This is a genomic window from Pseudoduganella sp. GW821-FHT05F09 (genome assembly GCF_059419605.1).
Genome location: NZ_JBWKSD010000004.1, coordinates 1 through 22,044, shown reverse-complemented (window position 1 = coordinate 22,044; position 22,044 = coordinate 1). Strand labels below are relative to the sequence as shown.

General features: G+C 65.2%; 26 protein-coding genes. 10 read left to right on the top strand and 16 right to left on the bottom strand.

The genetic code is table 11. The features are described 5' to 3' along the window. The first annotated feature begins 47 nt into the window (after positions 1–47). The 4 genes from AC07S4_RS13600 (at position 48) to AC07S4_RS13585 (ending at position 5,709) form a co-directional block, all read left to right on the top strand. Positions 48–1,052, top strand: coding sequence for an HpcH/HpaI aldolase/citrate lyase family protein (locus tag AC07S4_RS13600; protein ID WP_494987172.1), 1,005 nt, complete (start codon positions 48–50; stop codon positions 1,050–1,052). Continuing rightward, the gene (locus AC07S4_RS13595) at positions 1,049–1,570 is read left to right on the top strand and encodes a hypothetical protein (protein ID WP_494987171.1); all 522 of its coding nucleotides are present in this window, start codon (positions 1,049–1,051) and stop codon (positions 1,568–1,570) included. The genes AC07S4_RS13600 and AC07S4_RS13595 overlap by 4 nt, the downstream gene beginning before the upstream one ends. Before the next feature lie 46 nt (positions 1,571–1,616). After that, on the top strand, positions 1,617–4,325 hold the full coding sequence (gene acnA / locus AC07S4_RS13590; RefSeq protein ID WP_494987170.1) for an aconitate hydratase AcnA: 2,709 nt from the start codon (positions 1,617–1,619) through the stop codon (positions 4,323–4,325). A gap of 118 nt (positions 4,326–4,443) precedes the next feature. Next, a complete protein-coding gene (locus AC07S4_RS13585; protein WP_494987169.1) occupies positions 4,444–5,709 on the top strand; it encodes a DUF2863 family protein in 1,266 nt (421 codons plus the stop codon). A 67-nt stretch (positions 5,710–5,776) separates the two neighbouring features. On the opposite strand, the gene AC07S4_RS13580 is transcribed toward AC07S4_RS13585, so the two are convergent. The 5 genes from AC07S4_RS13580 to scpC all read right to left on the bottom strand — a co-directional run bounded on the left by AC07S4_RS13580 (position 5,777) and on the right by scpC (position 10,838). Beyond that, the gene (locus AC07S4_RS13580; RefSeq protein WP_494987168.1) at positions 5,777–6,058 is read right to left on the bottom strand and encodes a hypothetical protein; all 282 of its coding nucleotides are present in this window, start codon (positions 6,056–6,058) and stop codon (positions 5,777–5,779) included. Between the two features lie 28 nt (positions 6,059–6,086). Next, entirely contained in the window at positions 6,087–6,551 is a 465-nt protein-coding gene (locus AC07S4_RS13575; protein WP_494987167.1) for a CYTH domain-containing protein, read from the bottom strand. A gap of 2 nt (positions 6,552–6,553) precedes the next feature. Continuing rightward, a complete protein-coding gene (locus tag AC07S4_RS13570; protein ID WP_494987166.1) occupies positions 6,554–7,678 on the bottom strand; it encodes a M14 family metallopeptidase in 1,125 nt (374 codons plus the stop codon). Positions 7,679–7,764: 86 nt separating this feature from the next. Next, positions 7,765–9,231 (bottom strand): catalase, encoded by a 1,467-nt coding sequence (locus AC07S4_RS13565; protein ID WP_494987165.1) that lies wholly within the window; start codon positions 9,229–9,231, stop codon positions 7,765–7,767. Positions 9,232–9,332: 101 nt separating this feature from the next. Further along, a complete protein-coding gene (gene scpC / locus AC07S4_RS13560) occupies positions 9,333–10,838 on the bottom strand; it encodes a succinyl-CoA:acetate CoA-transferase ScpC (RefSeq protein WP_494987164.1) in 1,506 nt (501 codons plus the stop codon). Positions 10,839–10,937: 99 nt separating this feature from the next. Here scpC and AC07S4_RS13555 point away from each other — a divergent pair, with 99 nt between their 5' ends. Then, positions 10,938–11,864: a LysR substrate-binding domain-containing protein gene (locus AC07S4_RS13555; protein ID WP_494987163.1), complete on the top strand. Its 927-nt coding sequence runs from the start codon at positions 10,938–10,940 to the stop codon at positions 11,862–11,864. Here the strand turns inward: AC07S4_RS13555 and AC07S4_RS13550 are convergent. Further along, complete coding sequence (locus AC07S4_RS13550; RefSeq protein ID WP_494987162.1) at positions 11,830–12,894, bottom strand: patatin-like phospholipase family protein; 1,065 nt, start codon at positions 12,892–12,894, stop codon at positions 11,830–11,832. The genes AC07S4_RS13555 and AC07S4_RS13550 overlap by 35 nt on opposite strands. A gap of 86 nt (positions 12,895–12,980) precedes the next feature. Here AC07S4_RS13550 and AC07S4_RS13545 point away from each other — a divergent pair, with 86 nt between their 5' ends. The 3 genes from AC07S4_RS13545 to AC07S4_RS13535 all read left to right on the top strand — a co-directional run bounded on the left by AC07S4_RS13545 (position 12,981) and on the right by AC07S4_RS13535 (position 14,459). Next, complete coding sequence (locus tag AC07S4_RS13545) at positions 12,981–13,160, top strand: hypothetical protein (protein ID WP_494987161.1); 180 nt, start codon at positions 12,981–12,983, stop codon at positions 13,158–13,160. A gap of 106 nt (positions 13,161–13,266) precedes the next feature. Then, positions 13,267–13,587 carry a PEP-CTERM sorting domain-containing protein gene (locus AC07S4_RS13540; protein WP_494987160.1) on the top strand — a complete coding sequence of 107 codons (321 nt, stop codon included), beginning with the start codon at positions 13,267–13,269 and terminating at the stop codon, positions 13,585–13,587. Between the two features lie 83 nt (positions 13,588–13,670). Beyond that, on the top strand, positions 13,671–14,459 hold the full coding sequence (locus AC07S4_RS13535) for a hypothetical protein (RefSeq protein ID WP_494987159.1): 789 nt from the start codon (positions 13,671–13,673) through the stop codon (positions 14,457–14,459). 39 nt (positions 14,460–14,498) lie between these two features. Here the strand turns inward: AC07S4_RS13535 and AC07S4_RS13530 are convergent, their stop codons facing one another. From AC07S4_RS13530 to AC07S4_RS13520, 3 genes are all read right to left on the bottom strand, one after another. Next, positions 14,499–15,488, bottom strand: a complete 990-nt coding sequence (locus tag AC07S4_RS13530) for an alpha/beta fold hydrolase (protein WP_494987158.1) — start codon at positions 15,486–15,488, stop codon at positions 14,499–14,501. Between the two features lie 12 nt (positions 15,489–15,500). Further along, entirely contained in the window at positions 15,501–15,872 is a 372-nt protein-coding gene (locus AC07S4_RS13525; RefSeq protein ID WP_494987157.1) for a DsrE family protein, read from the bottom strand. Positions 15,873–15,975: 103 nt separating this feature from the next. Beyond that, complete coding sequence (locus AC07S4_RS13520) at positions 15,976–16,911, bottom strand: LysR family transcriptional regulator (protein ID WP_494987156.1); 936 nt, start codon at positions 16,909–16,911, stop codon at positions 15,976–15,978. A gap of 97 nt (positions 16,912–17,008) precedes the next feature. Between AC07S4_RS13520 and AC07S4_RS13515 the strand changes: the two genes are divergently transcribed. Together AC07S4_RS13515 and AC07S4_RS13510 are read left to right on the top strand one after the other, a co-directional pair. Continuing rightward, entirely contained in the window at positions 17,009–17,938 is a 930-nt protein-coding gene (locus tag AC07S4_RS13515) for a pyridoxamine 5'-phosphate oxidase family protein (RefSeq protein WP_494987155.1), read from the top strand. A gap of 12 nt (positions 17,939–17,950) precedes the next feature. Beyond that, entirely contained in the window at positions 17,951–18,907 is a 957-nt protein-coding gene (locus tag AC07S4_RS13510; protein ID WP_494987154.1) for a PDR/VanB family oxidoreductase, read from the top strand. Between the two features lie 277 nt (positions 18,908–19,184). On the opposite strand, the gene AC07S4_RS13505 is transcribed toward AC07S4_RS13510, so the two are convergent. From AC07S4_RS13505 to AC07S4_RS13475, 7 genes are all read right to left on the bottom strand, one after another. Continuing rightward, on the bottom strand, positions 19,185–19,430 hold the full coding sequence (locus tag AC07S4_RS13505) for a hypothetical protein (protein ID WP_494987153.1): 246 nt from the start codon (positions 19,428–19,430) through the stop codon (positions 19,185–19,187). Continuing rightward, positions 19,427–20,029, bottom strand: coding sequence for a hypothetical protein (locus tag AC07S4_RS13500; RefSeq protein WP_494987152.1), 603 nt, complete (start codon positions 20,027–20,029; stop codon positions 19,427–19,429). The genes AC07S4_RS13505 and AC07S4_RS13500 overlap by 4 nt, the downstream gene beginning before the upstream one ends. After that, a complete protein-coding gene (locus AC07S4_RS13495; RefSeq protein ID WP_494987151.1) occupies positions 20,026–20,544 on the bottom strand; it encodes a glycoside hydrolase family 19 protein in 519 nt (172 codons plus the stop codon). The genes AC07S4_RS13500 and AC07S4_RS13495 overlap by 4 nt, the downstream gene beginning before the upstream one ends. Next, positions 20,541–20,783: a hypothetical protein gene (locus AC07S4_RS13490; protein ID WP_494987150.1), complete on the bottom strand. Its 243-nt coding sequence runs from the start codon at positions 20,781–20,783 to the stop codon at positions 20,541–20,543. Before AC07S4_RS13490 ends, AC07S4_RS13495 begins: the two co-directional genes overlap by 4 nt. Beyond that, positions 20,780–21,160 (bottom strand): restriction endonuclease, encoded by a 381-nt coding sequence (locus tag AC07S4_RS13485; protein WP_494987149.1) that lies wholly within the window; start codon positions 21,158–21,160, stop codon positions 20,780–20,782. Before AC07S4_RS13485 ends, AC07S4_RS13490 begins: the two co-directional genes overlap by 4 nt. 9 nt (positions 21,161–21,169) lie before the next feature. Next, positions 21,170–21,628 carry a hypothetical protein gene (locus AC07S4_RS13480; protein WP_494987148.1) on the bottom strand — a complete coding sequence of 153 codons (459 nt, stop codon included), beginning with the start codon at positions 21,626–21,628 and terminating at the stop codon, positions 21,170–21,172. Continuing rightward, on the bottom strand, positions 21,628–22,044 hold a 417-nt coding region (locus tag AC07S4_RS13475; protein WP_494987147.1), incomplete at its 5' end, for a hypothetical protein. The genes AC07S4_RS13475 and AC07S4_RS13480, both read right to left, overlap by 1 nt.

The following is a 22,044-nucleotide window of genomic DNA, read 5'->3' as shown; positions in this document are numbered from 1 at the left end:
CGCCCGCCGCAGCCGCATCACCCTCTTCAGCAACTCCCCCTTCCCGCATGCATCCATCCGAGGTTTTATTCCAGGGCACACGCCAGCCGCTGCTCTTGCCGGCCTGCGACCACTACGCCGGCTCCGAAAAGCTGATGCGCAAATCGATTGCCTTGCAACAAGAACTTGGCCCGCTGTTCGACATCACCTTCGACTGCGAAGACGGCGCCTCCGCCGGCAACGAGGAGGCGCACGCGCGCCTGGTCGCCGAGCTGCTGCTCAGCGACGACAACAAATTCGGCCGCATCGGCGCCCGCGTGCACGACCTGCACAGCCCGCACTTCGAGCGCGACGTGGAAATCATCTGCGGCGCCGCCGCGCACAAGCTGGCCTATGTGGTGCTGCCCAAGCCGGACAGCGTGCAGCAGGTGATGCGCGCCATCGAAGTCATCAACGGCTACGCGCAGAAGGCCGGCCGCGCCGCCGTGCCGGTGCACGTGCTGATCGAAACCCACGGCGCCCTGCACGACGTGTACGCCATCGCCGCCCTGCCCCAGGTCGAATGCCTGTCCTTCGGCATCATGGACTTCGTGTCCAGCCACTACGGCGCGGTGCCGGGCAACGCCATGCGCACGCCGGGCCAGTTCACGCATCCGCTGGTGGTGCGCGCCAAGCTCGAGATCGCCGCCGCCTGCCACGCGCACGGCAAGGTGCCCTCGCACAATGTGACCACCGAGATCAAGGACCCGGCCGTGGTGGCCAACGACGCCCAGCGCGCGGCCGCCGAATTCGGCTACACGCGCATGTGGAGCATCCACCCGAACCAGATCAAGCCGGTGATCAAGGCCTTCACGCCGCGCCTGTCCGAAGTGAACGAAGCGACCCACATCCTGCAGGACGCCGAGCGCGTGCAGTGGGGACCGATCTCGCAAAACGGCCGCCTGCACGACCGCGCCAGCTACCGCTATTATTGGACCGTGCTGCAACGCGCGCGCCTGGCGGGCCTGGCGCTGCCGGAAGCGGCCGCCGCCCTGCTCAACCCTGTCGAACCTGTAACGGAATCAAAGCCATGACCATCTCCAAACTATTCCTGGCCTGCAGCATCGCGCTCGGCTCGCTGTCCCTGTGCCTGGCGCCAGCCGCGCAGGCCGAAGTCAACACCGTGGCCAAGAAGGCCGTGAAAGGCGCCAGGAAGGCGGCCAAGCCGTCCGAAACGGGCGCTGCGCCGGCGGTGTCGCCCACCTCGCCGGAGGAAGCCGAGGAAGCCGCCGAACCGGGCGTGGAAGGCTCCTCCGTGGTCGATTTCGACTGCGAACTGGGCAACAAGATCACCATTTACCAGAACGCCGGCGACGACAACTTCATCGCCCTGCGCTGGAAAAAACGCCTGCACCGCCTGAAGCGCGTCGGCACCACCACCGGCGCCAACCGCTTTGAGAACAAGCTGTACGGCCTGATCTGGATCGGCATCCCGGCCAAGGGCATGCTGCTGGACTCCAAGCAGAACCGCCAGCTGGCCAACGAATGCCGCAACGCAGAGCAGATGAAACCGGCCGCCGCGGCCCCTGCCGCGCCTGCTACGCAAGGCTGATCCAGAACCATATTAACAACAGACGATACCCACTGAAGGAGAGGTCATGTCCCGCAACACACTGAACACGCTGAAGGATTTCAACATTGCTGGCAAGAAGGGGAAGTTCTACTCCCTGCCGGCACTGGAAAAGAGCCTGGGTATCAACGTTTCGCGCCTGCCGGTATCGATCCGTGTGGTGCTGGAATCCGTGCTGCGCAACTGCGACGGCAAAAAGGTCACTGAAGAGCACGTGAAACAGCTGGCCAGCTGGGGCGCGACCGCCGAGCGCACCGACGAGATTCCTTTCGTGGTGGCCCGCGTGGTGCTGCAGGACTTCACCGGCGTGCCGCTGCTGGCCGACCTGGCCGCGATGCGCAACGTGGCCTCGAAAATGGGCGTGAACCCGAAAAAGATCGAGCCGCTGGTGCCGGTGGACCTGGTGGTGGACCACTCGGTCACCATCGACCACTTCCGCGAGCCGAAGGCGCTGGACCTGAACATGAAGCTGGAGTTCTCGCGCAACAACGAGCGCTACCAGTTCATGAAATGGGGCATGCAGGCCTTCGACACCTTCGGCGTGGTGCCGCCGGGCTTCGGCATCGTGCACCAGGTGAACCTGGAGTACCTGGCGCGCGGCGTGCACAAGGCCGCCGACGGCGTGTACTACCCGGACACCCTGGTGGGCACCGACTCGCACACCACCATGATCAACGGCATCGGCGTGGTGGGCTGGGGCGTGGGCGGCATCGAGGCGGAAGCCGGCATGCTGGGCCAGCCGGTCTACTTCCTGACCCCGGACGTGATCGGCGTGAACCTGACCGGCGTGCTGCGCGAAGGCTGCACCGCGACCGACCTGGTGCTGACCATCACCGAACTGCTGCGCAAAGAGAAAGTCGTGGGCAAGTTCGTCGAGTTCTTCGGCGAAGGCACCGAGACGCTGTCGCTGACCGACCGCGCCACCATCGCCAACATGGCGCCGGAATACGGCGCCACCATGGGCTTCTTCCCGGTTGACGAAGCGACCATCGACTACTTCAAGGGCACCGGCCGCACCAAGGCGGAAATCGACGCCTTCGAAGCCTACTTCAAGGCCCAGAACCTGTTCGGCGTGCCGAAAGCCGGCGACATCGACTACACCCGCGTGGTGGAACTGAACCTCACCAGCGTTACGCCCTCCCTGGCCGGTCCCAAGCGTCCGCAGGACCGTATCGAAATCGGCAACGTGAAGAACAACTTCACCGAACTGTTCTCGAAACCGACCACCGAAAACGGCTTCAACAAGGACGCCGCCGACCTGACCACCGAGTACACCACCTCGAACGGCGTGAAAGTGCACAACGGCGACGTACTGATCGCAGCCATCACCTCCTGCACCAACACCTCGAATCCGTCGGTGCTGCTGGCCGCCGGCCTGCTGGCCAAGAAAGCCGTGGAAGCAGGCCTGACCGTGGCGCCGCACATCAAGACCTCGCTGGCCCCCGGCTCGCGCGTGGTGACCGAGTACCTGACCGCCGCCGGCCTGCTGCCTTACCTGGAGCAACTGGGCTTCGGCGTGACCGCCTACGGCTGCACCACCTGCATCGGCAACGCCGGTGACCTGACTCCGGAACTGAACGCGGCGATCGCCTCGAACGACATCGTGGCCTCGGCCGTCCTGTCGGGCAACCGCAACTTCGAAGCGCGCATCCACCCGAACATCCGCTCCAACTTCCTGGCCTCGCCGCCGCTGGTGGTGGCCTACGCCATCGCCGGCAACATGACGCGCGACCTGATGACCGAGCCGGTTGGCAAGGGCACCAACGGCAAGGACGTCTACCTGGGCGACATCTGGCCGACCTCGCAGGAAATCGGCAAGCTGATGAAGTTCGCCATGAACTCGAAAGTGTTCAAGGACAACTACGCCGACGTCAAGGGCGCACCGGGCAAGCTGTGGGAAGCCGTGTCGTCGACCGAAGGCCAGGTCTACAACTGGCCGGACTCGACCTACATCGCCGAGCCGCCGTTCTTCGACGGCTTCGAGATGACCCCGAAAGCGGCCGCGGCCGGCATCACCGGCGCGCGCGCGCTGGGCGTGTTCGGCGACTCGATCACCACCGACCACATTTCCCCGGCCGGTTCGATCAAGGAAGACGGTCCGGCCGGCAAATGGCTGAAGGACAACGGCGTGCTCAAGGCCGACTTCAACTCCTACGGCTCGCGCCGCGGCAACCACGAGATCATGATGCGCGGCACCTTCGCCAACGTGCGCATCAAGAACAAGATGATCCCGGCCAAGGCCGACGGTTCGGCGGTGGAAGGCGGCATCACCATCCACCAGCCTAGCGGCGAACAGCTGTCGATCTACGACGCGGCCATGAAGTACGTGGCCGAGGGCACGCCGACCATGATCTTCGGCGGCGAAGAATACGGCACCGGCTCCTCGCGCGACTGGGCCGCCAAGGGCACCCAGCTGCTGGGCGTGAAGGCCGTGATCACCCGCTCCTTCGAGCGCATCCACCGCTCCAACCTGGTCGGCATGGGCGTGCTGCCGCTGCAGTTCATCGGCAACGACTCGGTTGAATCGCTGGGCATCACCGGCAAGGAAGTGTACGACCTGAAGGGCCTGGAAGGCGAGATCAAGCCGCAACAGCTGGCCACCCTGGTCATCCACCGCGCCGACGGCTCGTCGCAGGAAGTCAAAGTCCTGCTGCGCATCGACACCCCGATCGAAGTGGACTACTACAAGCACGGCGGCATCCTGCCGTTCGTCCTGCGCCAGCTGCTGGCCGCGTAATTAGTCTCAGCACCACCAAAAACGCCGGATTCGTCCGGCGTTTTTTATTTGGGCCGCCGCCCCGCCCCGAATCCACTACAATACGGATAACCGAACTTTCCAGAGACTAGTAAGCGCTATGCGTCGCCCATCCAAAGAATCGCAACACAAGTTAACTGCCGACAGCCAGCGCCTCGTTACCCTCGCCCAGGCCGTAGGCCAGGCCGCCAGCCGCCTCGAGGAGCGCACCTGGGAGCACACGCTGGAACTGCAACTGCAGAAGCTGCTCAAGTCCGGCCACCAGGATACCGTCGATGCCGCCCTGAACGGCCTGTTCCGCGAAGACCTGAACGCCTACGACGTGCTGATGGACGGCGTGGAAGCGGTCAGCGAATCGAGCACCATCACGGTGGAAGTCGACGGCGTGAGCACCCAGTACGACGTGCTGCTGGTGGCCGCGCCCGTGCTGGCCTGGACCCGTTTTTCCATCGCCTCCGGCGCCATTCCGGCCGACGTGCTGAACACGCTGTCGGCGCACTTCTCGGCCCATCTGCTGGCCGACGGCACGCAGATGGCGATGGCCTCCATGCTGTACTCCATCGACCAGCTGCCGCGCAGCCACGCCGAGGCCTACAGCAAGACGCTCAAGCTGGCGCAGGCCGCGCTCAAGGGCGTGGCCTTCAAGTCGGAAGCCAAGGCCCCGGAAACGGCGCCCTTCCTGGCCGATACGCGCTACCTGCTGGTGGCCGTGGTGGCGCCGCACGGCGGCCCGCTGTTCCGCTGGCAGATGCCGGCCGCGCAGGCCAACTTCGCCGAGGAGCGCAAGGCCGCGCTGGAACAGTGGCGCACGCAGGCGCTGCCGACCGTGAACCGCCTGCTGCCGGGCTGCGGCGTGGAGCTGTTGCTGCCGGAAGCGTACTACATGGCCTGCCGCGAGGCGGACAAGCTGATCCGCCCGGTGTCGATCCGCGCGGCGGTGCACTACCTGACGCATTCGCTGGCGGTGGAACCGTCCGAGCTGCGCGCAGTGATCGCCGGCTTTGGCGAGGAAGCGGCCGACGGCCAGATCGACGAATACCGCGTGGCCTTCACGCCGCGCCAGAGCGCGGATGTGGTGTACGGCGTGGTGTGGCCGCTATACGGCCAGGAAGACGAGGAAGGCACGCCGCCGGAAGGCCCCATCCCGGGCAGCATCGCCGAGCTGCTGAAGCCGCGCACGCCGGTCGAGGAGATCGTCGAGCACCTGAACGCGCTGGGCGTCACGCAGGTGAAGAAGCTGGGCGAGCGCTATGTGTCCGAATACTGCGACGACTGCGGCGCGCCGCTGTTCGCCGACCCGACGGGCGAGCTGGTCCACGCCGAAATGCCGGAGGATGCGCCGGCCGGGACCGAGCATTTTCATTGAGCACGCTCGGCGGGTTACGCGGGTGCCCCGCTAACCCGCCCTACGAAAAGGCCCTCGCAAGAGGGCTTTATTTTTGCTGGGTCCGCTGCGGCAAAGGCTGCGCCTGCGGCACCGGCGCCGCTGCCTGCACGGCCGGCGCCGAGCAGTTGCATGGCGGCGGAGCCGCAGCCGGCTTCAGGATATTGCTCATTGCCACGAACAAGCCACCGAAGCCGATAAACAGGCCTATCACCGTCGCCAGCGTCCAGCGCGCCACATCCGCGCGCAAGCTTTCCATGTCCGCCTTGGTGGCCAAGGTCGGCAAAATGGCCTCCATGCGGGCGGCGAAGATTTTCCAGTCGTCTTCCATCCCTCCAGTTTAGGACGGAAGACGGGACTTACCAAGCGGAGTACGGGTGCTTGATCAGGTTGGAGTTGAGGTAGCGCATATCGTGCGTGACTTCTTCTCCCGCCCAGTCCGGCTTGTCGAAGGCCTGGTCTTCGCTGGGCAGCTCGATCTCGGCCACCACCAGCCCGGCGTTCACACCCAGGAACTCGTCCACTTCCCACACAAAGCCCGCGTAGGGAATGCGGCGGCGGTATTTTTCGATGATGGGCTGCTCGCACAGCTTCTCAAGGAACTCCTGCGCGTCCGCCATCGGGATGTCGTACTCCCACTCGCCCCGGCTGGCGCCCACGTTCTTGCCCTTGATGGTCATCACCGCGCGCTCGCCTTCGATGCGCACGCGCACCACGCGCTGCGCGTGCGAGGACAGATAGCCCTGGCGCAGCAGCACGGGTTCGCCCTGCTGCATCCAGGCGTCGCTGGTGACCAGGAACTTGCGTTCGATCTCGACGCCCACGGTCAGTCGTCCAGCGACAGCAGGATGGGCTGCAGGATGGCGCGGCCCAGCGCGGCGCTGCGGGCGCCGTTCCAGCCCACGTGCGCGTCCGGCAGGTCGGCGTTGTCCTTGAACGGCATTTCCAGCGTCAGCGCCAGGCACTTGAAGTGGTGGCCAATGTACTTGGAGGCCAGCGTGAGCATGTCTTCCTTGTATTTGCTGGCGGCGTAGCCCACGGTGTCCTGGAAGTCCGGGCTGGCGTTCTTGTAGCGGTCGATGAAGGCCTTCTGCGCGGCGGCTTGCTGCGGCGTGAAGTTCTCCAGCATCTCGTTGCCGGCCACGAAGTTGTACGGCAGCGCTTCGTCGCCGTGGATGTCGAAGAACATGTCGACGCCGGTTTCGTGGATCTTGTTTTTCACGCACAGCACTTCGGGCGAGCGCTCCAGCGTCGGCGTCATCCATTCGCGGTTCAGGTTGGCGCCGGCCGCGTTGGTGCGCAGGTTTCCGCGCACCGAGCCGTCCGGGTTCATGTTAGGCACGATGTAGAAGCAGCAGCGCTGCAGCAGCTTGCGCGAGATGGGATTGGCGTCGTCCAGCAGCGAGTCGACCAGGCCTTCGACGAACCATTCGGCCATCGATTCGCCCGGGTGCTGGCGCGCGATGACCCAGATCTTTTTCTCCGCTTCCGGCTCGCCGATGACGACCAGGTTCATGTCGCGGCCGTCGACCGTCGAGCCCAGGTCCAGCACGCGCGCGGCCGGGTTCTCGGCCACTTCGCCCAGCAGGCGCAGGTGGCGCTCCCAGGAATACGGTTCGAAATAGGCGTAGTAGACGCTGTCCAGGTCCGGCGTGTGCTTGATGGTCATCACTTCGCCGTCGAAGGAAGTCGGCACGCGGAACCAGTTCTCGCTGTCGTAGCTGGCCACGGCGTTGTAGCCTTCATAGCCCTTGGCGTAGGTGGCCTGGCCGGCATTCAGGACGCGCATGGTCACGGCCTGGCCACGCGCGCCTTGCAGGCGGAAGTGGAACCACTGGCGGATATCGGCCGCGTTGTCGTTGCGCAGATTCAGTTCTATGGTGGCGGCGCTGTCTGCGCGCACCACTTCGATGGCGCCGGAGTCGAAGTTCTGGCTGATTTTGATGGTCATGGCGGTCCTGTGTAGAGATAGATCCAAGACCGCTATTTTAACGGAGCACGGCGGGTTACGCGCAAAGCGCTAACCCGCCAACAACATCAGCCCACGTTGCGGCCGCGCGCCTTCAGGGCCGCGCGCACGCCGGCGCCGTAGGCCGGGTCGGCCTGGTCGAAATGCCCCAGCTGGCGCTGGATGATCTCGTCGCTGACCTGGCTCATGGGACCGGCCAGGTTGTCGAACAGGTTTTGCTGCTCCTGCGCCGGCATCAGGCGGAACAGATTGCCGGCCTGGGTGTAGTCGTCCTCATGCCCACGGCCGTCGTAGCGCGCCGCCGCGCCGGCCAGCGCCAGCTCCGGTTCGCCGTGCCCCAGGCCCTTGCCGTGCACGCCCGCCGCCTCCACCGTTGCGTAGTTCTGCGCCGAACCGCCGTTGCTGATGGCCATGGCGCCGTCGCGCTGCTGGTTGTGGAAGGGGCAGCGCGGCGCGTTCACCGGCAGGTGCTGGTGGTTGGTGCCCACGCGGTACAGCTGCGCGTCGTGGTAGGCGAACAGGCGCGCCTGCAGCATCTTGTCCGGCGAGTAGCCCATGCCCGGCACCGCGTTGGACGGCGACAGCGCGGCCTGCTCCACTTCCGCGTGGTAGTTGACCGGATTGCGGTTCAGTTCAAACACGCCCACCGGCTGCAGCGGAAAGTCGCCGTGCGGCCAGACCTTGGTCAGGTCGAACGGGTTCCAGCCGGTGCGCTCGCCCCATGCCGCCAGTTCCGCGTCGGTGGCGACCTGGATCTTCACTTCCCACTGCGGGAAATTGCCGGCCGCGATGGCGCCGAACAGGTCGCGCTGCGCGTAGTCCGGGTCTTCGCCGGCGATGCGGGTGGCTTCGGCCGCAGCCAGGTTCTTGATGCCCTGGCGCGTCTTGAAGTGCCACTTCACGTACACGCGCTCGCCCGCTTCGTTGATCAGGCTATAGGTGTGGCTGCCGAAACCGTCCATGTGGCGGTAGCCGTCCGGCGTGCCGCGGTCCGAGAACAGCATGGTCACCTGGTGCAGGCTTTCCGGCGCCTTGCTCCAGAAGTCGAACATCATGGTGGGCGACTTCAGGTTGGTCTGCGGATCGCGCTTCTGGGTGTGGATGAAGTCGGGGAATTTGATGCCGTCCTTGATGAAGAACATGGGCGTGTTGTTGCCCACCAGGTCCCAGTTGCCTTCCTCGGTGTAGAAGCGCACCGCGAAGCCGCGCGGATCGCGCTCGGTGTCGGCGCTGCCCTTTTCGCCGCCCACGGTGGAGAAGCGCACAAAGGTCTCGGTCTGCTTGCCGATGGCCGAGAACAGCTTGGCGTTGGTGTAGCGGGTGATGTCGTGCGTGACGGTGAAGGTGCCATAGGCGCCCGAGCCTTTGGCGTGCACCACGCGCTCGGGGATGCGCTCGCGGTTGAAGTGCTGCAGCTTCTCGATCAGGTGGAAGTCCTGCAGCAGCACCGGGCCGCGCGGGCCGGCGGTGATGGAGTTCTGGTTGTCGGCGACCGGAATGCCGGACGCGGTTGTAATTGGTGGCTGCTGGCTCATTGCTTGCTCCTCTGGAATGTTGTTCGGGGTGACTTCATTCTAGACAAGCAAACAAGATTAACAAAGGCAATTGATTTTATCGATGCAATAGCTTTTGCAAATCACTGGCTTTGCCACAGCTCGCGCATGGTGCCGTGCTCGCGGTAGCGCGCGTGCCAGGAGTAGGCCTTTTCCAGCACGTGCGGGGTCTGGCCGCCGCGCGGCAGCGCTTCGTCCAGGTAGGCGCGCAGCTGCGCGCGGTAGTCCGGATGCGCGCAGCGTTCGATAATGAGCGGCGCCCGTTCGCGCGGCGCCAGGCCGCGCAGGTCGGCCAGCCCCCATTCGGTCACCAGCACGTCCACGTCATGCTCGGTGTGATCGACGTGCGGCGCCATTGGCACCACGCTGGAGATGGCGCCGTCCTTGGCCACGGATTTGCTGACGAAGAAGGACAGCTGGCCGTTGCGCGCGAAGTCGCCCGAGCCGCCTATGCCGTTCATCATGTGCGTGCCGCCCACGTGGGTGGAGTTGACGTTGCCGTAGATGTCGAACTCCAGCGCCGTGTTCAGCGCGATCACGCCCAGGCGCTTGACCAGCTCCGGGTGGTTGCTGATCTCCTGCGGGCGCAGCACGATGCGGTCCCGGTAGCGCTCGATGTTGCGCAGGAAGCGTTCGTGCATGGACGCCGACAGCGTGATGGACGAAGCGGACGCCATCGCCAGCTGGCCCGAGTCCAGCAGTTCGATGGCGCTGTCCTGCAGCACTTCCGAATACATGGAAAGGTTGCGGAAGGACGAGCCGGTCAGGCCGTGCAGCACCGCGTTGGCGATGGTGCCTATGCCCGCCTGCAGCGGCAGCAGCTCCGGCCCCATGCGCCCGGCCGCCACCTCGGCCTCCAGGAAAGCGACGATATGGCCGGCGATGGCCTGGGTTTCCGCGTCCGGCGGCAGCACGTTGGACGGACTGTCCGGGCTGTCCGTAATGACGATGGCCGCGATGCGCGCCGGGTCGATATGGATGGTGGACGTGCCGATGCGCTGGCCGGTGCGCGTGAGTGGAATCGGCGCCCGGTCGGGCCGCTGCGCGGGCAGGTAGATGTCGTGCAGGCCTTCCAGCGCCAGCGGCGCGCTCAGGTTGATTTCGATGATGACCTGTTTTGCCTGCCCGGCGAAGCTGGCCGAATTCCCGACCGACATGGTAGGCACGATGCCGCCGTCCGCATTGATGGCCACTGCCTCGATGACGGCGATGTCCACCGGCTTCAGGCTGCCGCCGCGCAGCTGCTCGGCGGTTTCGGACAGGTGCTGGTCGATGAACATGACCTCGCCGCTGTTGATCTTGCGGCGCAGCGCCGCGTCGGACTGGAACGGCAGGCGGCGCGCCACCACGCCGGCATTGGCCATCAGGCCGTCGCTGTCGCTGCCCAGCGAGGCGCCGGTGATCAGCGTGAGCGCCAGCGGTTCGCTGCGGGCGCGTTCCACCAGCGCCAGCGGCAGCGCCTTGGCGTCGCCGGCGCGGGTGAAGCCGCTCATGCCGACCGTCATGCCGTTGCGGAACAGCCGCGCGGCGGCGGCGGCCGTCATTACCTTGTCCATCAGCGCCGGCAGGCGAATTCGGTCCTCATGCATGATGTGCTCCAGATCATTTATGGTTTTGATGAAGCCAGTATAGAATCGGATATTCATGCATTGCATGACTTAAATTCCACCATTCCAGTCGAAAAACTCATGGATATCCGGTCGCTGCGCTACTTCATCGAAACCGCCCGCCTGAGCAGCTTCACCCAGGCCGCCGAGACGCTGCACGTCACCCAGTCGACCATCAGCAAGATGGTGCGCCAGCTGGAGGACGAGGTGGGCGCGCCGCTGCTGGTGCGCGACGGCCGCAAGCTCACGCTGACCGACACCGGCGCCGTGGTCTACGCGCGCGGCGGGGAAATGCTGGCCACCTTGCGCCAGCTGCAGCTGGAGGTGCGCGACACCCAGGCACGCCAGCGCGGCACGCTGGCGATCGGCATTCCGCCCATGATCAACCTGCTGTTCACGCCGGTGCTGAAAGCGTTCCGCGAACGCCATCCCGGCATAGCGCTGGCGCTCAGCGAGGACACCGGCCAGGGCATAGAGCGCCGCGTGGCGGCGGGCGAACTGGAGATAGGCATGACGGTGCTGCCGGCCGAGCCGGCGCTGGAGCTGCAGACCGGGCGCATCGCCAGCTATCCGCTGTATGCGCTGGCCGCCGCCGGCACCTTCCAGCGCACGCGCCGCACGCTCAGGCTCAAGCAGCTGGCCGCGCTGCCGCTGGTGCTGCTGAACGACGACTTCGCCCTCACCCGCACCTTGCGCAGCGCCTTCGCCGCCGCCGGCATCGAGCCTGCGATTGCCGCGCAAAGCGGACAGTGGGACTGGCTGGTGGAAATGGCTTCAGCCGGGATAGGCGTGGCGCTGCTGCCCGAGCCCTTTGTGCACCGGCTGGCCGACGAACGCCTGCACGCGGTGCGCATCGTGGAGCCGGCGCTGGAATGGGAAGTGGCGCACGTGTGGAACGGGCGCTACCTGTCGCACGCCGCGCGCGCCTGGCTGGACGTGTGCGGCGAGGTGCTGGGGCCGCGCGCCGGCGCGCTCAGAAATGCTCGTGTATCGCCACGCCTTCGATAGGATCGACCGCGCCGTCCCACGGCTTGGCGGCCAGCGCGCGCCGGGTGTCCTCGTAGCCGGCTTGCCAGCGGCTGTGGATGCCGGCGGCGGTGAAGTCGATGTCCTTGGTGTGGTCTTCGCTGTCCAGGCGCGGCGCCTTGAGCATGACGATGTGCATGCGCGTGCCGCAGCCCCAGCCGGCCAGCTCGCGCACCTCCGCGCTACGGCGCTGCTCGGCGGGCAAGTGCATGGTGAGCTGGCGTATCACGTGGCGCAGGCGGTGCATGCGGCGCTGCTGCTCGATATTGCTGACGCGGCTGGCGTACTGGATCTCCTTGTGCTTCTCCAGCACGTCCAGCACGCTCTGCGGTTCCTTGCCGTCCGGGTTCCACACCTGCACTGAAAAGATCACCGAGTCGCGGCGCGGCTCGTCGTCCAGCACCGCCTCGATCGGCGTGTTCGAATAAATGCCGCCGTCCCAGTAAGGCTCGCCGTCTATGCGCACGGCGGGAAACGCGGGCGGGATGGCGCCGGACGCCATCACGTGGTCCACGCTCAGCGTTTCCTTCTGGCTGTCGAAATAGCGCATCTCGCCGTTGCGGGCATTCACCGCGCCCACCGTGAAGCGGGTGCCGTTGCTGTTCAGGTAGTCGAAATCCACCAGCATGGCCAGCGTCTTGTGCAGCGGCCCGGTGCGGTAGAAGGAGGCGTTTTCCACGCCCACCTTGGCGTTCGGATTCCACCATGTGGCCGGGTTCAGCGCGAAGAAGGCTGGAATGCCCTGCGACATCGTGAGCGCATTGGCGAACTCGCGCGGCATGCCGGGATACAGCGCTGAATGCTGCTCCATCATGGTCCAGAACTGGCGCAGCCTTTCCACGCGCCGCTCCGGCGGATTACCGGCAATAATGGCGCCGTTGAGCGCGCCAATCGAGGTGCCGATCACCCAGTCCGGCTCGATGCCGGCTTCGTTCATCGCCTGGTACACGCCCAGCTGGTAGGCGCCCAGTGCGCCGCCGCCTTGCAATACGAGCACAACTTTTCCCGGCATAGCCGCTGCGTTGGGTTTCACTTGCTCTCCGGGTGATGAGGTATAGAGTGATTGTACCCAATCCCAACAAAACCCACGGAGCAACCATGCATACTCAGCAGCCGCAGCGCAGCAACCAGATCCTGGCGCGCTGCGTCGATGAAGGATTGACGATAGAAAGCCGCATCGGCGCGGCCAATGCCTGGGCGTATATGCTGCACAAGGCGGTGCCGGCCGGGGTCATCATGCGCGTGCTGGCTTACCCCGAGCTGCGCCGCCGACACTAACAAATCGCAATGGAAACATTGCAAAAATGAAATTCTTAATCAAGCGACACGCCTGAAAATTTGGTGCTAATGTGGTTAACGACACGTTATCGCTTTAGGAGTCGCTATGCATACTGTACTGAAAAAATCCCTGCTGGCGCTATTGCTGGCAGGGGCCGCCGCCGGCACTGCGCACGCGGCGGACCTTGTTCACCAGGCCAGCAACAAGGCCCTGCTGCCGCCTGTTCCCGGTGAAGCCAGCTATCTCAATGAAGCGGATCTGCTCAGCGTGACGGGCGCTACCGCTACCGGTGCGCAAGCGCAGCAGCCCGCCGTCAGCCCCATCCCCGAGCCGCCCGTCTACCTCATGCTGCTGATAGGCGTGGGGCTGGTGAGCCTGGTGGCGCGGCGTTCGTCGCCGCCGCCAAAATTCAGTACAGAAACTTAATCCCCGCGCAGCTTTGCGCCAGCGCAAAACCACCTGCCTCCAGTGGCGGCATCCTGACGGGATGGATCACACTGGAGCGCAATATGAACGACATCCCGCCGCTTGACAGCCCTACGCTTGCGGACCACCATGAACACGATACCCGTATCATCCGGCTGGAGGTCCAGATGAGCAACGTGAGCGTGACGCTGGAATCCATGCAAGAGCGCATGGATCAAAAATTCGAGTCCCTGACGGAATTTATGGCTGATGTCGCAAAGGAACTGCGCGCAGAACACTTACGCGTCATGGAGTCCGTGGGCTCGGCGTTGCAGCACAATAGCGACGCGTTGCGAGCTGCCCTGCAGCACGATAGCGACAAGCTCAACGATAAACTGCAGCGACAGAGCGACGAACTCAGCGCCAGGCTGCAGCACGACGGAGACAAGCTCAGCGAAAAGCTGCAGCGTCATAGCGACGAACTCAGCGCCAAGCTGCAGCACGATGGGGATGAGTTGCGCGATAAGCTTCAGCGCCAAAGCGATGAATCCAGTGCCAAGATGCAGCGACATAGCGAAGAATTCAGCGCCAGACTACAACATAGCAGCGATGAACTCAGCGCCAGGCTGCAGCACGATAGCGATATGCTGGACGCGAGATTGCAGCACGAGAGTGCTATGCAGGACGCGAGACTGCAACACAACTGCGATGCGCTACGCGCCAGCCTGAAACAGATAACCGACGCGCAGCAGTCCATCTGGGAAGCGCTACAGCGCGAAATACACCGTCTCGACAACAAGATCGACCGCATGAACCGCTGGGTGATGGGCCTCTTCTTTACTTACCTCGTGGCCACCGCTGCACTGTTCGCGCGCCCCTACCTCAATATCTGACGGCCAGCCCGGCCGCAGTAACGGTTTCGCAGTAACCGTTTACTTCCCGCTTTTGAGCGTGCGCCCCAGGAAGGTGCGCATATAGCCGGCGATGGCCACGCTGTCTTCCTCCAGCGCGAAGTGGCCGGTGTCGAGCAGATGCAGCTCCGCTTTCGGCAAATCACGCAGGTAAGGATGGGCGCCGGCTGGCGGGAAGATTTTGTCGTTCTTGCCCCAGACGATCAGCATGGGCGGCTGATGCTTGCGGAAGTAGGCCTGCCATTCCGGATAGCGCCCCGGGTTGCTGCCATAGCTGTAGAACATTTCAATCTGAATGTCCTTGTTGCCCGGACGGTCCAGATAAGCCTGGTCCACCGTCCACGCGTCCGGGCTGATGCGCTGCACGTCGCGCGCGCCCTCGGTGTATTGCCACTTGGTGCCGCCCAGCTCGAGCAAGGGCCGCAGCTTGGCGCCGTTCGCCTCGGACTTCTCGGCCCAGTAGGCTTTCGGCAATTGCCAAAACTCGTTGGCGATCCCTTCATCATAGGCGTTGCCATTCTGCACCACGATGGCCGACACGCGCTCGGGATGGGCCGCCGCCAGCCGGAAGCCTATCGGCGCGCCGTAATCTTGCACATACAGCGCGTAGCGCGACACGCCAACCGCTTCGGTGAACTTGTCGACCACGCGGGCCATGTTGTCGAAGCTGTAGGTGAACTTGTCCATCGGCGGCATATCGCTCTGGCCGTAGCCGGGATAGTCGGGCGCAATCACGTGGTAGCGGTCCGCCAGCTGCGGGATCAGATTGCGGAACATCTGCGACGAAGTGGGAAAGCCGTGCAACAGCAGCAAGGTGGGCGCATTTTTCGGTCCCGCCTCGCGGTAGAAAATATTGACGCCGTCCACTTTCACGGTGCGGTAGCTGACATCGGCGGCGCCGGCGACATTCGCGCTGGGCGACGCCGGCGCAGCAAAGGCCGGCGCGGCGCCGCCGGCGCCCAGCAGGACCAGGCTGAAGGCGGCTGCGGCAAGAGTGCGGTTGGTGTTCACGGCTCGCCCCCTTCAGAAGATGAAGACGGTGTAGCCGTCGGCCGAAATCTGCGCGATGCTGGGCAGCCCCGACGTGCCGGGCACGCTGTTGTCGGTAATCAGGTCGAAGCCCGCTTTTTCCACCTCCTCGCGGGCGCCGAACACATCGGCACAGCCGCAGGAAATGCCCACCACCTTGTCTTCCACCGCCTTGTACAGCGCATGGATGGGATGGCTGGCCGCAGCCAGCACGCCCGGCCAGCGGGTGCCGGTGCCCTGGAAGTAGATCCCGGTTTCCGTCCCTTTTTGCTTGAAGTCATACGCGGCCGCCAGGCCGTTGAACATGCGGCCCAAAGCCTCTTCGCCAGCTTTTGGATCGGACAAGATGATGATGGCTGCTTTCATGATGGTTCCCTTTCGCTCTATGGTCAGTCTGGTAGGCCGCCCCGTCGTTCAGCGGATGAGGCCATTCTAGGGACTAAGAAACGAGAGAGAAACCGCGCTGCCGTCAATTCATTATTTCGCTACGGGAAACGCCCGTCGGCAGGTTCAAGTGCGGGTGCGCGCGCAGATGCTGCACCAGCATATCGATGAAATTGCGCACTTTCGATGAGCCGAACTTGCTTTCGCGATGCATCACATGCACCGGCCAGGGCGCCTCCTCATACTCGGCCAGGATGACTTTCAAGCGCCCTTCGCCCAGTTCCGTGGCGATCTGATAGGACAGCAAGCGGCAAATGCCCAGCCCGCCTATCGCCGCGTCGATGGCCGAGTCATTGCTGGTGACCATCAAGCGCGGCCGCATGCGCACCATGGTGGGATCATCGACCGCGCCGAATTTCCATTCCACGCGCGGCGAAATTCCGCTGGCGGCAATAATGGTATGGCGCAGCAAATCCGCCGGATGCTGGGGCACGCCGTGTTTCGCCAGATACTCCGGCGAAGCGCACAGCACACGCCGCACCTGGCCCACGCGCAGCGCCTTCAGGCTGGAATCGGGCAGATGGCCGATGCGCACCGCCACGTCCATGCCTTCGTCCACCAGGTTGACCACCCGGTCCAGAAAATAGGCCGACACATCGACCTCGGGGTAGGAGTCCAGGAAACGCACGATGCACGGCATGACGAAGGATTTGCCGAACAGCACGGAGGCCGTCACCGACAGATTGCCCTTGGGCGCGGAATTGACGCCAGCGGCGGCCTCGTTGGCTTCCACGATACTGGCGAGGATGTTGCGGCTGTCGTCCATATAGCGCCGGCCCGCCTCGGTCATCCGGACGTTGCGCGTGGTCCGCAGCAGCAGCTTCACACCCAGCTGCTCCTCCAGGGCGGAGACCGCGCGGGTGATCGCCGCAGGGGACAAATCCAGGCGCCGGGCCGCCGCAGCAAAGCTCTCCTCCTCCCCGACCGCCACAAACACATTCATCAGGTGCACCTGATCCATTCATTACTCCAAGCGAAATAGTGATTTGCGTGGGACGCCCATTCTTGTTTGTCCGATTATTTCGCAAAATACAAGCAACATCAACCGGGGGATAACAATGAACGTGCACAGCAGTTTCCACCAGGGCGAACGCGCCGTCCAGGAACGCGCCGGCGAGAGCGCCATCGCAGACCGCAACATCGCGGTCTTGTCGGACACCGTGATAGCCGGCGCCCGGCCCTTCATCGCCAAACAGTTCATGGCGGTGCTGGCCAGCATCGATGCCGAAGGCCAGGTCTGGTCCTCGCTGGTGTTCGGCAAACCGGGTTTTTTGCATACCGACAGCGGCCACAGCATCCTGATCGACCTGCCGGAAAAGGAGCGCGACCTGGCCGACCCGCTGTGGGAAAACCTGGCCTTCCAGCCGGACATCGGCATGCTGTTCATCGAACTGGGCTCACGCCGCCGCTACCGCGTGAACGGCACCGTGCAGCAGCTCGACGCACGCGGCGCCGAGGTGGCGATACGCGAGGCCTACCCGAACTGCCCCAAATACATCCAGCGCCGCCACCTGCGGCAGCTGGGCGAGCCGGCGCTGCCGGTGCAGGCGGCGCATGGCACCGTGCTGCGCGGCACCGTGGAGGACATCATCCGCCAGGCCGACACCGTGTTCGTGGCGAGCCGCCATTCCGACAGCGGCGCCGACGCCTCGCACCGCGGCGGCAACCCCGGCTTTGTGAAAGTGGTGGACGAAACCACGCTGCGCATTCCCGACTACCACGGCAACAGCCTGTTCAACACGCTCGGCAATATCACCGCCGACCCGCACGCGGGACTGTGCATCCCGGACTTCATCCACGGCCAGCTGCTGCAGCTCACCGGCACCGCGTCCGTCCACTGGGACCAGGACGATCCGGACAACGAAACCGGCGGCACCCGGCGCTACTGGGAGTTCAAGGTGCAAAAATGGATACTGCGCGACACGCCCCAGCCGCTGGAATGGGAATACCTGGACGCCTCGCCCTTCAACCCTGGCACGCCGTACTGAGCGGGGGAGACCATGAGCCACGTCATCACCAACGCCGTCCAGCTTGGCGGCAGCGTCAAGGAATTCCACCTCCGCCGCAAGGACGGCGCAGCGCTGCCAAGCTGGAAGCCCGGCTCGCACATCGTGCTGCGCTTCGCCGGCGCGGGGGGCAAGACATACGAAAACCACTATTCGCTGATCGGCACGCCCGGGCCGGCGGACAGCTACCGCATCGCCGTGCAGCGAGAGGAACACGGCAAGGGCGGTTCGCGCACCCTGCACGACGAATTCGGCCCCGGCAGCGAAGTCGCGGTGAGCGGCCCGTTCAACAGCTTTCCCTTGCTGGCGCAGCCGCAGGTTCAGCTTGCGCCCCGCACGCTGCTCATCGCAGGCGGCATCGGCATCACGCCCATGGTCTCGATGGCGCATGCGCTGGGCGCGCGCAGCCAGCCTTTTGAGCTGCACTACCTGGCGCACAGCCGGGACAAGCTGGTGCTGACGGATGAACTGCGCGCCATCCCGCACGGCGCCGTGACGGAGCACATCTCGCAGGAATCCGGACGCGCAGACCTGCCAGCCCTGCTCGGCGCTTACAGCGAAAGCGACAGCTTCTACGCCTGCGGCCCCGCCGCGCTGCTGCAAGCGCTGGCCGCAGCCGGCACGCAGCAGGGCTGGCCCGCAAGCGCCATGCACTTCGAAAGCTTCGGCGCCCGCGCACAGCCGGACGACGCGCCGCTCACCGTCGAACTGTCACTGTCCCAGATCACGCTGGAAGTGCAGCCCGGCACACCCATTCTCGATGCGCTGATCGCCGCCGACATCTTTGTCTCCTACGACTGCAAGCGCGGCGAATGCGGCAGCTGCTACACGCAAGTGAGCGAAGGCCAGCCCCTGCACCGCGACGTCTGCCTCACCCCATCCATGCGCGCCACCGGCATGTGCACCTGCGTCTCCTGGGCCGCGCCGGGCCGGCTGGTGCTGGAACTGTGAGGCGTTACGCGGCGCTGAGCCGTTCAGCGTTGGCTGTGATGATGGCCGTACTGCACATACGAAAAAGGCCAGTCCGAAGACTGGCCTATCCCGTTGAATCTATTGGTCGGGGCGAGAAGATTCGAACTTCCGACCCCTTGCACCCCATCCGCGCCCGCTATTGGCTGTAGGGCGCATGAATAAAGGCTTGCTGGAATTGCGGTCTAATATACAGTAGTACTTTGAACCTCCGGAAATCACGAAAACGCGTGCCTTCAGATTGAATATTAGACGGCTTTCAGCACCCCGCCAGTGCCGCCTCAAGCTGCAATTCGTAAGCACGTGCACGCAGCCAGTCGCCCGCCAGAGCCATAATCTTCCGCCCGTCGCTAGCGTCCGCTGGCAACTTGTCGAACTCGTAGGCCGGTCGCTGCGGCCGCTCTACCACGCACGGCACGTAGACCGGCACCTCCACGGTCTGCGTAGCGGGTGGCGGCACGCTGGCGCACCCGGCCAGCACCAAGCATATCAGCAGCATCTTCATCGCACATCCTCCAGGAGCTTATTCACGAACGGCATGGCGTCCGCGCAGGTCGTGACGCGCGCGCCGTCCAGCTGCCGCAGCGCCGCGTCGTAGCGTTTGCCGACAGCGGCGGCCTGCTGCTGGGCAGCCAGACCGCGCGCCTGGGCGGCGGCCGTCTCGCGGGCCAGAACCTCCGTGGCGCGGTTCTGCTCGCGGATGGCGGCCTGGTAGTCGTCGGCCCGGCCGCGCTGCACGGCTACCTCGGCCTCGGCCTTCGTCAGCGCGCGGTCGATCAGCCACCATGCCGCGCCGCCGGCGCCGGACACCGTCAGCAGTAGGCTGGCCAGCACCGCGCGGTCGATCAGCCACCATGCCGCGCCGCCGGCGCCGGACACCGTCAGCAGTAGGCTGGCCAGCACCGCGCTGGCGATCAGCCACCATGCCGCGCCGCCGGCGCCGGACACCGTCAGCAGTAGGCTGGCCAGCACCGCGCTGGCGATCAGCCACCATGCCGCGCCGCCGGCGCCGGACACCGTCAGCAGTAGGCTGGCCAGCACCGCGCTGGCGATCTTCCATCCCTGCCCCGCCGCCGCGCCAGCCAGGGCGCCGAGGGCGCTCACGACAGCACCCGCTGCGCCACCGCGAACAGCGCCAGGCGGTCGGCCAGCCCGTTGGTGCCGCCGTTGACGCGCTTCGTCACACGCACCTGGTCGCCGGCGTCGGCCAGCTCGTTTAGGCCATGGGTCTTCCAGAACCAGCCAGCGGACCGGCAGGCATTGGCGGGTAGCTCGAGCAGCTCCGGCTGCGCCAGCAGATCCAGCCCCAGCGCGGCACCGCACGCGGCGTAGTTGGCGCGGCCAGTGATCTGGATCAGGCCGCGCCCCCGGTACCGACGGCCATCACCGGGCCAATTATTGCCCAGGTCCTTGCGTCCTTCGTAGGCCTCGCCGCTGGCCAGCTCGCGCACATACTGCAGCTGGCCGGACTCGTGGCCCACCTGGGAGATGAACGACGCGCGGCGCGCGGGCGTGGTGATGCCGAATTCCAGCATCGCAGCGTTTATGTGATCGATGAATGCTGGCGCCCGCTTGCGCGCGAACGGCAAGATCTGGATAAGTTGGTCGGTAGTTATCATTTTTTTTCGCAGAAGAATGGCGTGCGCCGCTCAAAGCAGACCAGCACCGCTATGCCGCAGTGCAGTGCGACGTTCGGCCAGGCGGGCGTGCCGCCGGAGAGCATGACGGCAGCGGCGCCTATGGCCAGCAGGATCCAGCCAGCCCGCACGCGCAGCGGCGTGCCAGGGCACAGGTGGCTAACGGCGAGCGCGCCGCGCGCCAAGATGACGAAGGCGGCAATCACGTTGAGGATCATCACGATGCATCTCCTTTCGCAGCACCGCCCTTGGCGCGCAGCCACGCGAAGGCGGCTGGGATCAGGACTTGCGCGCACAGGCCCAGCGTCGCAGCCGCCGCCATGCGCACCGCGGTCTCGCCAGCACCACTGATGAAGGGGAAGTAGTTCGCCGCCGTGATGCTGGCCAGCGGCGCGAACCACCCGCCAATCAGCGACGATCCGGCCACGCTGCCAGCGATGCGCACCGGGGACATCGGCGGCAGGTAGGACAGCGACACAAGCCCGCCAGCCAGGCCGGCGAGCAGCGCGTCGTATTGCACGCCAAGGATGGAACCGGTCAGCGTAATGGTGCCGGCGGCAATCGCCACGCCTACGGTGGAGCTTGCAGGTTCTGCCATATGTGCCTTTCAGGTGGGCATTAAAAAACCCGCCGAAGCGGGTTGGATGGAAATCAGGGTCAGCGCGCTGGCCAGCGTCGGCGGGTCATAGCGCCATGGCTCCGGCAGACCCAAGGCGGCGCCTCCGGCTTCGCTGCAAAACCAGCGGAGTAGGCTCTGGCCAATTGGGGTCAGTACGAACTGGAAATTGCCGCGGAGGTCGTAGCCGGCGCCGGTGTGCCGCTCGAACCAGGCGCGCGCTGCCGCCTCGAGGTGGTCCGGCAGGTCGATGAAGTCCCAGCGAGACGGGTCGAACTCGATGGCCTTGAGCCGCACGCCGCCGTCGGCGAACGATGCGCTGCCGGCCATGCCGTCGCTGAAGATCAGCTCGACGTGGCTGTAGGGCGAATCCGTCCACCAGCGCACCGCACGGTTATAGATGCCAGCCAGGCCGGGCCGCGTGCCCTTATAGAAGGCGGCGCGGAACATTACAGCCCCGCTTCGATGGCATTGGCCTGCGCTACGATGTCGTCGTGCGAGGCCTGCGCGCTGACCGCATCCCCGGCGCCGGCGATCTCATACTTGCGCATGCGCAGCGCGCCGAGCAACTCCAAGGCCGCGTGCAGCCCGTCCGCCTGCTCGATGATCAGGTCAGCAGCGGCCGCATTCGCCAATCCGGCCGCCGTGGCGAAGGAGGAGACCCATACGCTGGCCTCGCCCTCGTACTCGGCCGCAGCAAACTCGCGCGCCGCAGCCTCGCGTGCGGTGTACTCGGTTTCGAACCTGGTCCAGCGCGCGTAAATCGCAGCGATACGGTCGTCCACGGCCGCCATCAGGCGCTGGCGCAGCGCGGGCATGTCAACCGATGGCGTGGAAGATTCAGGCTCTGGCACATCGCCTGTCTC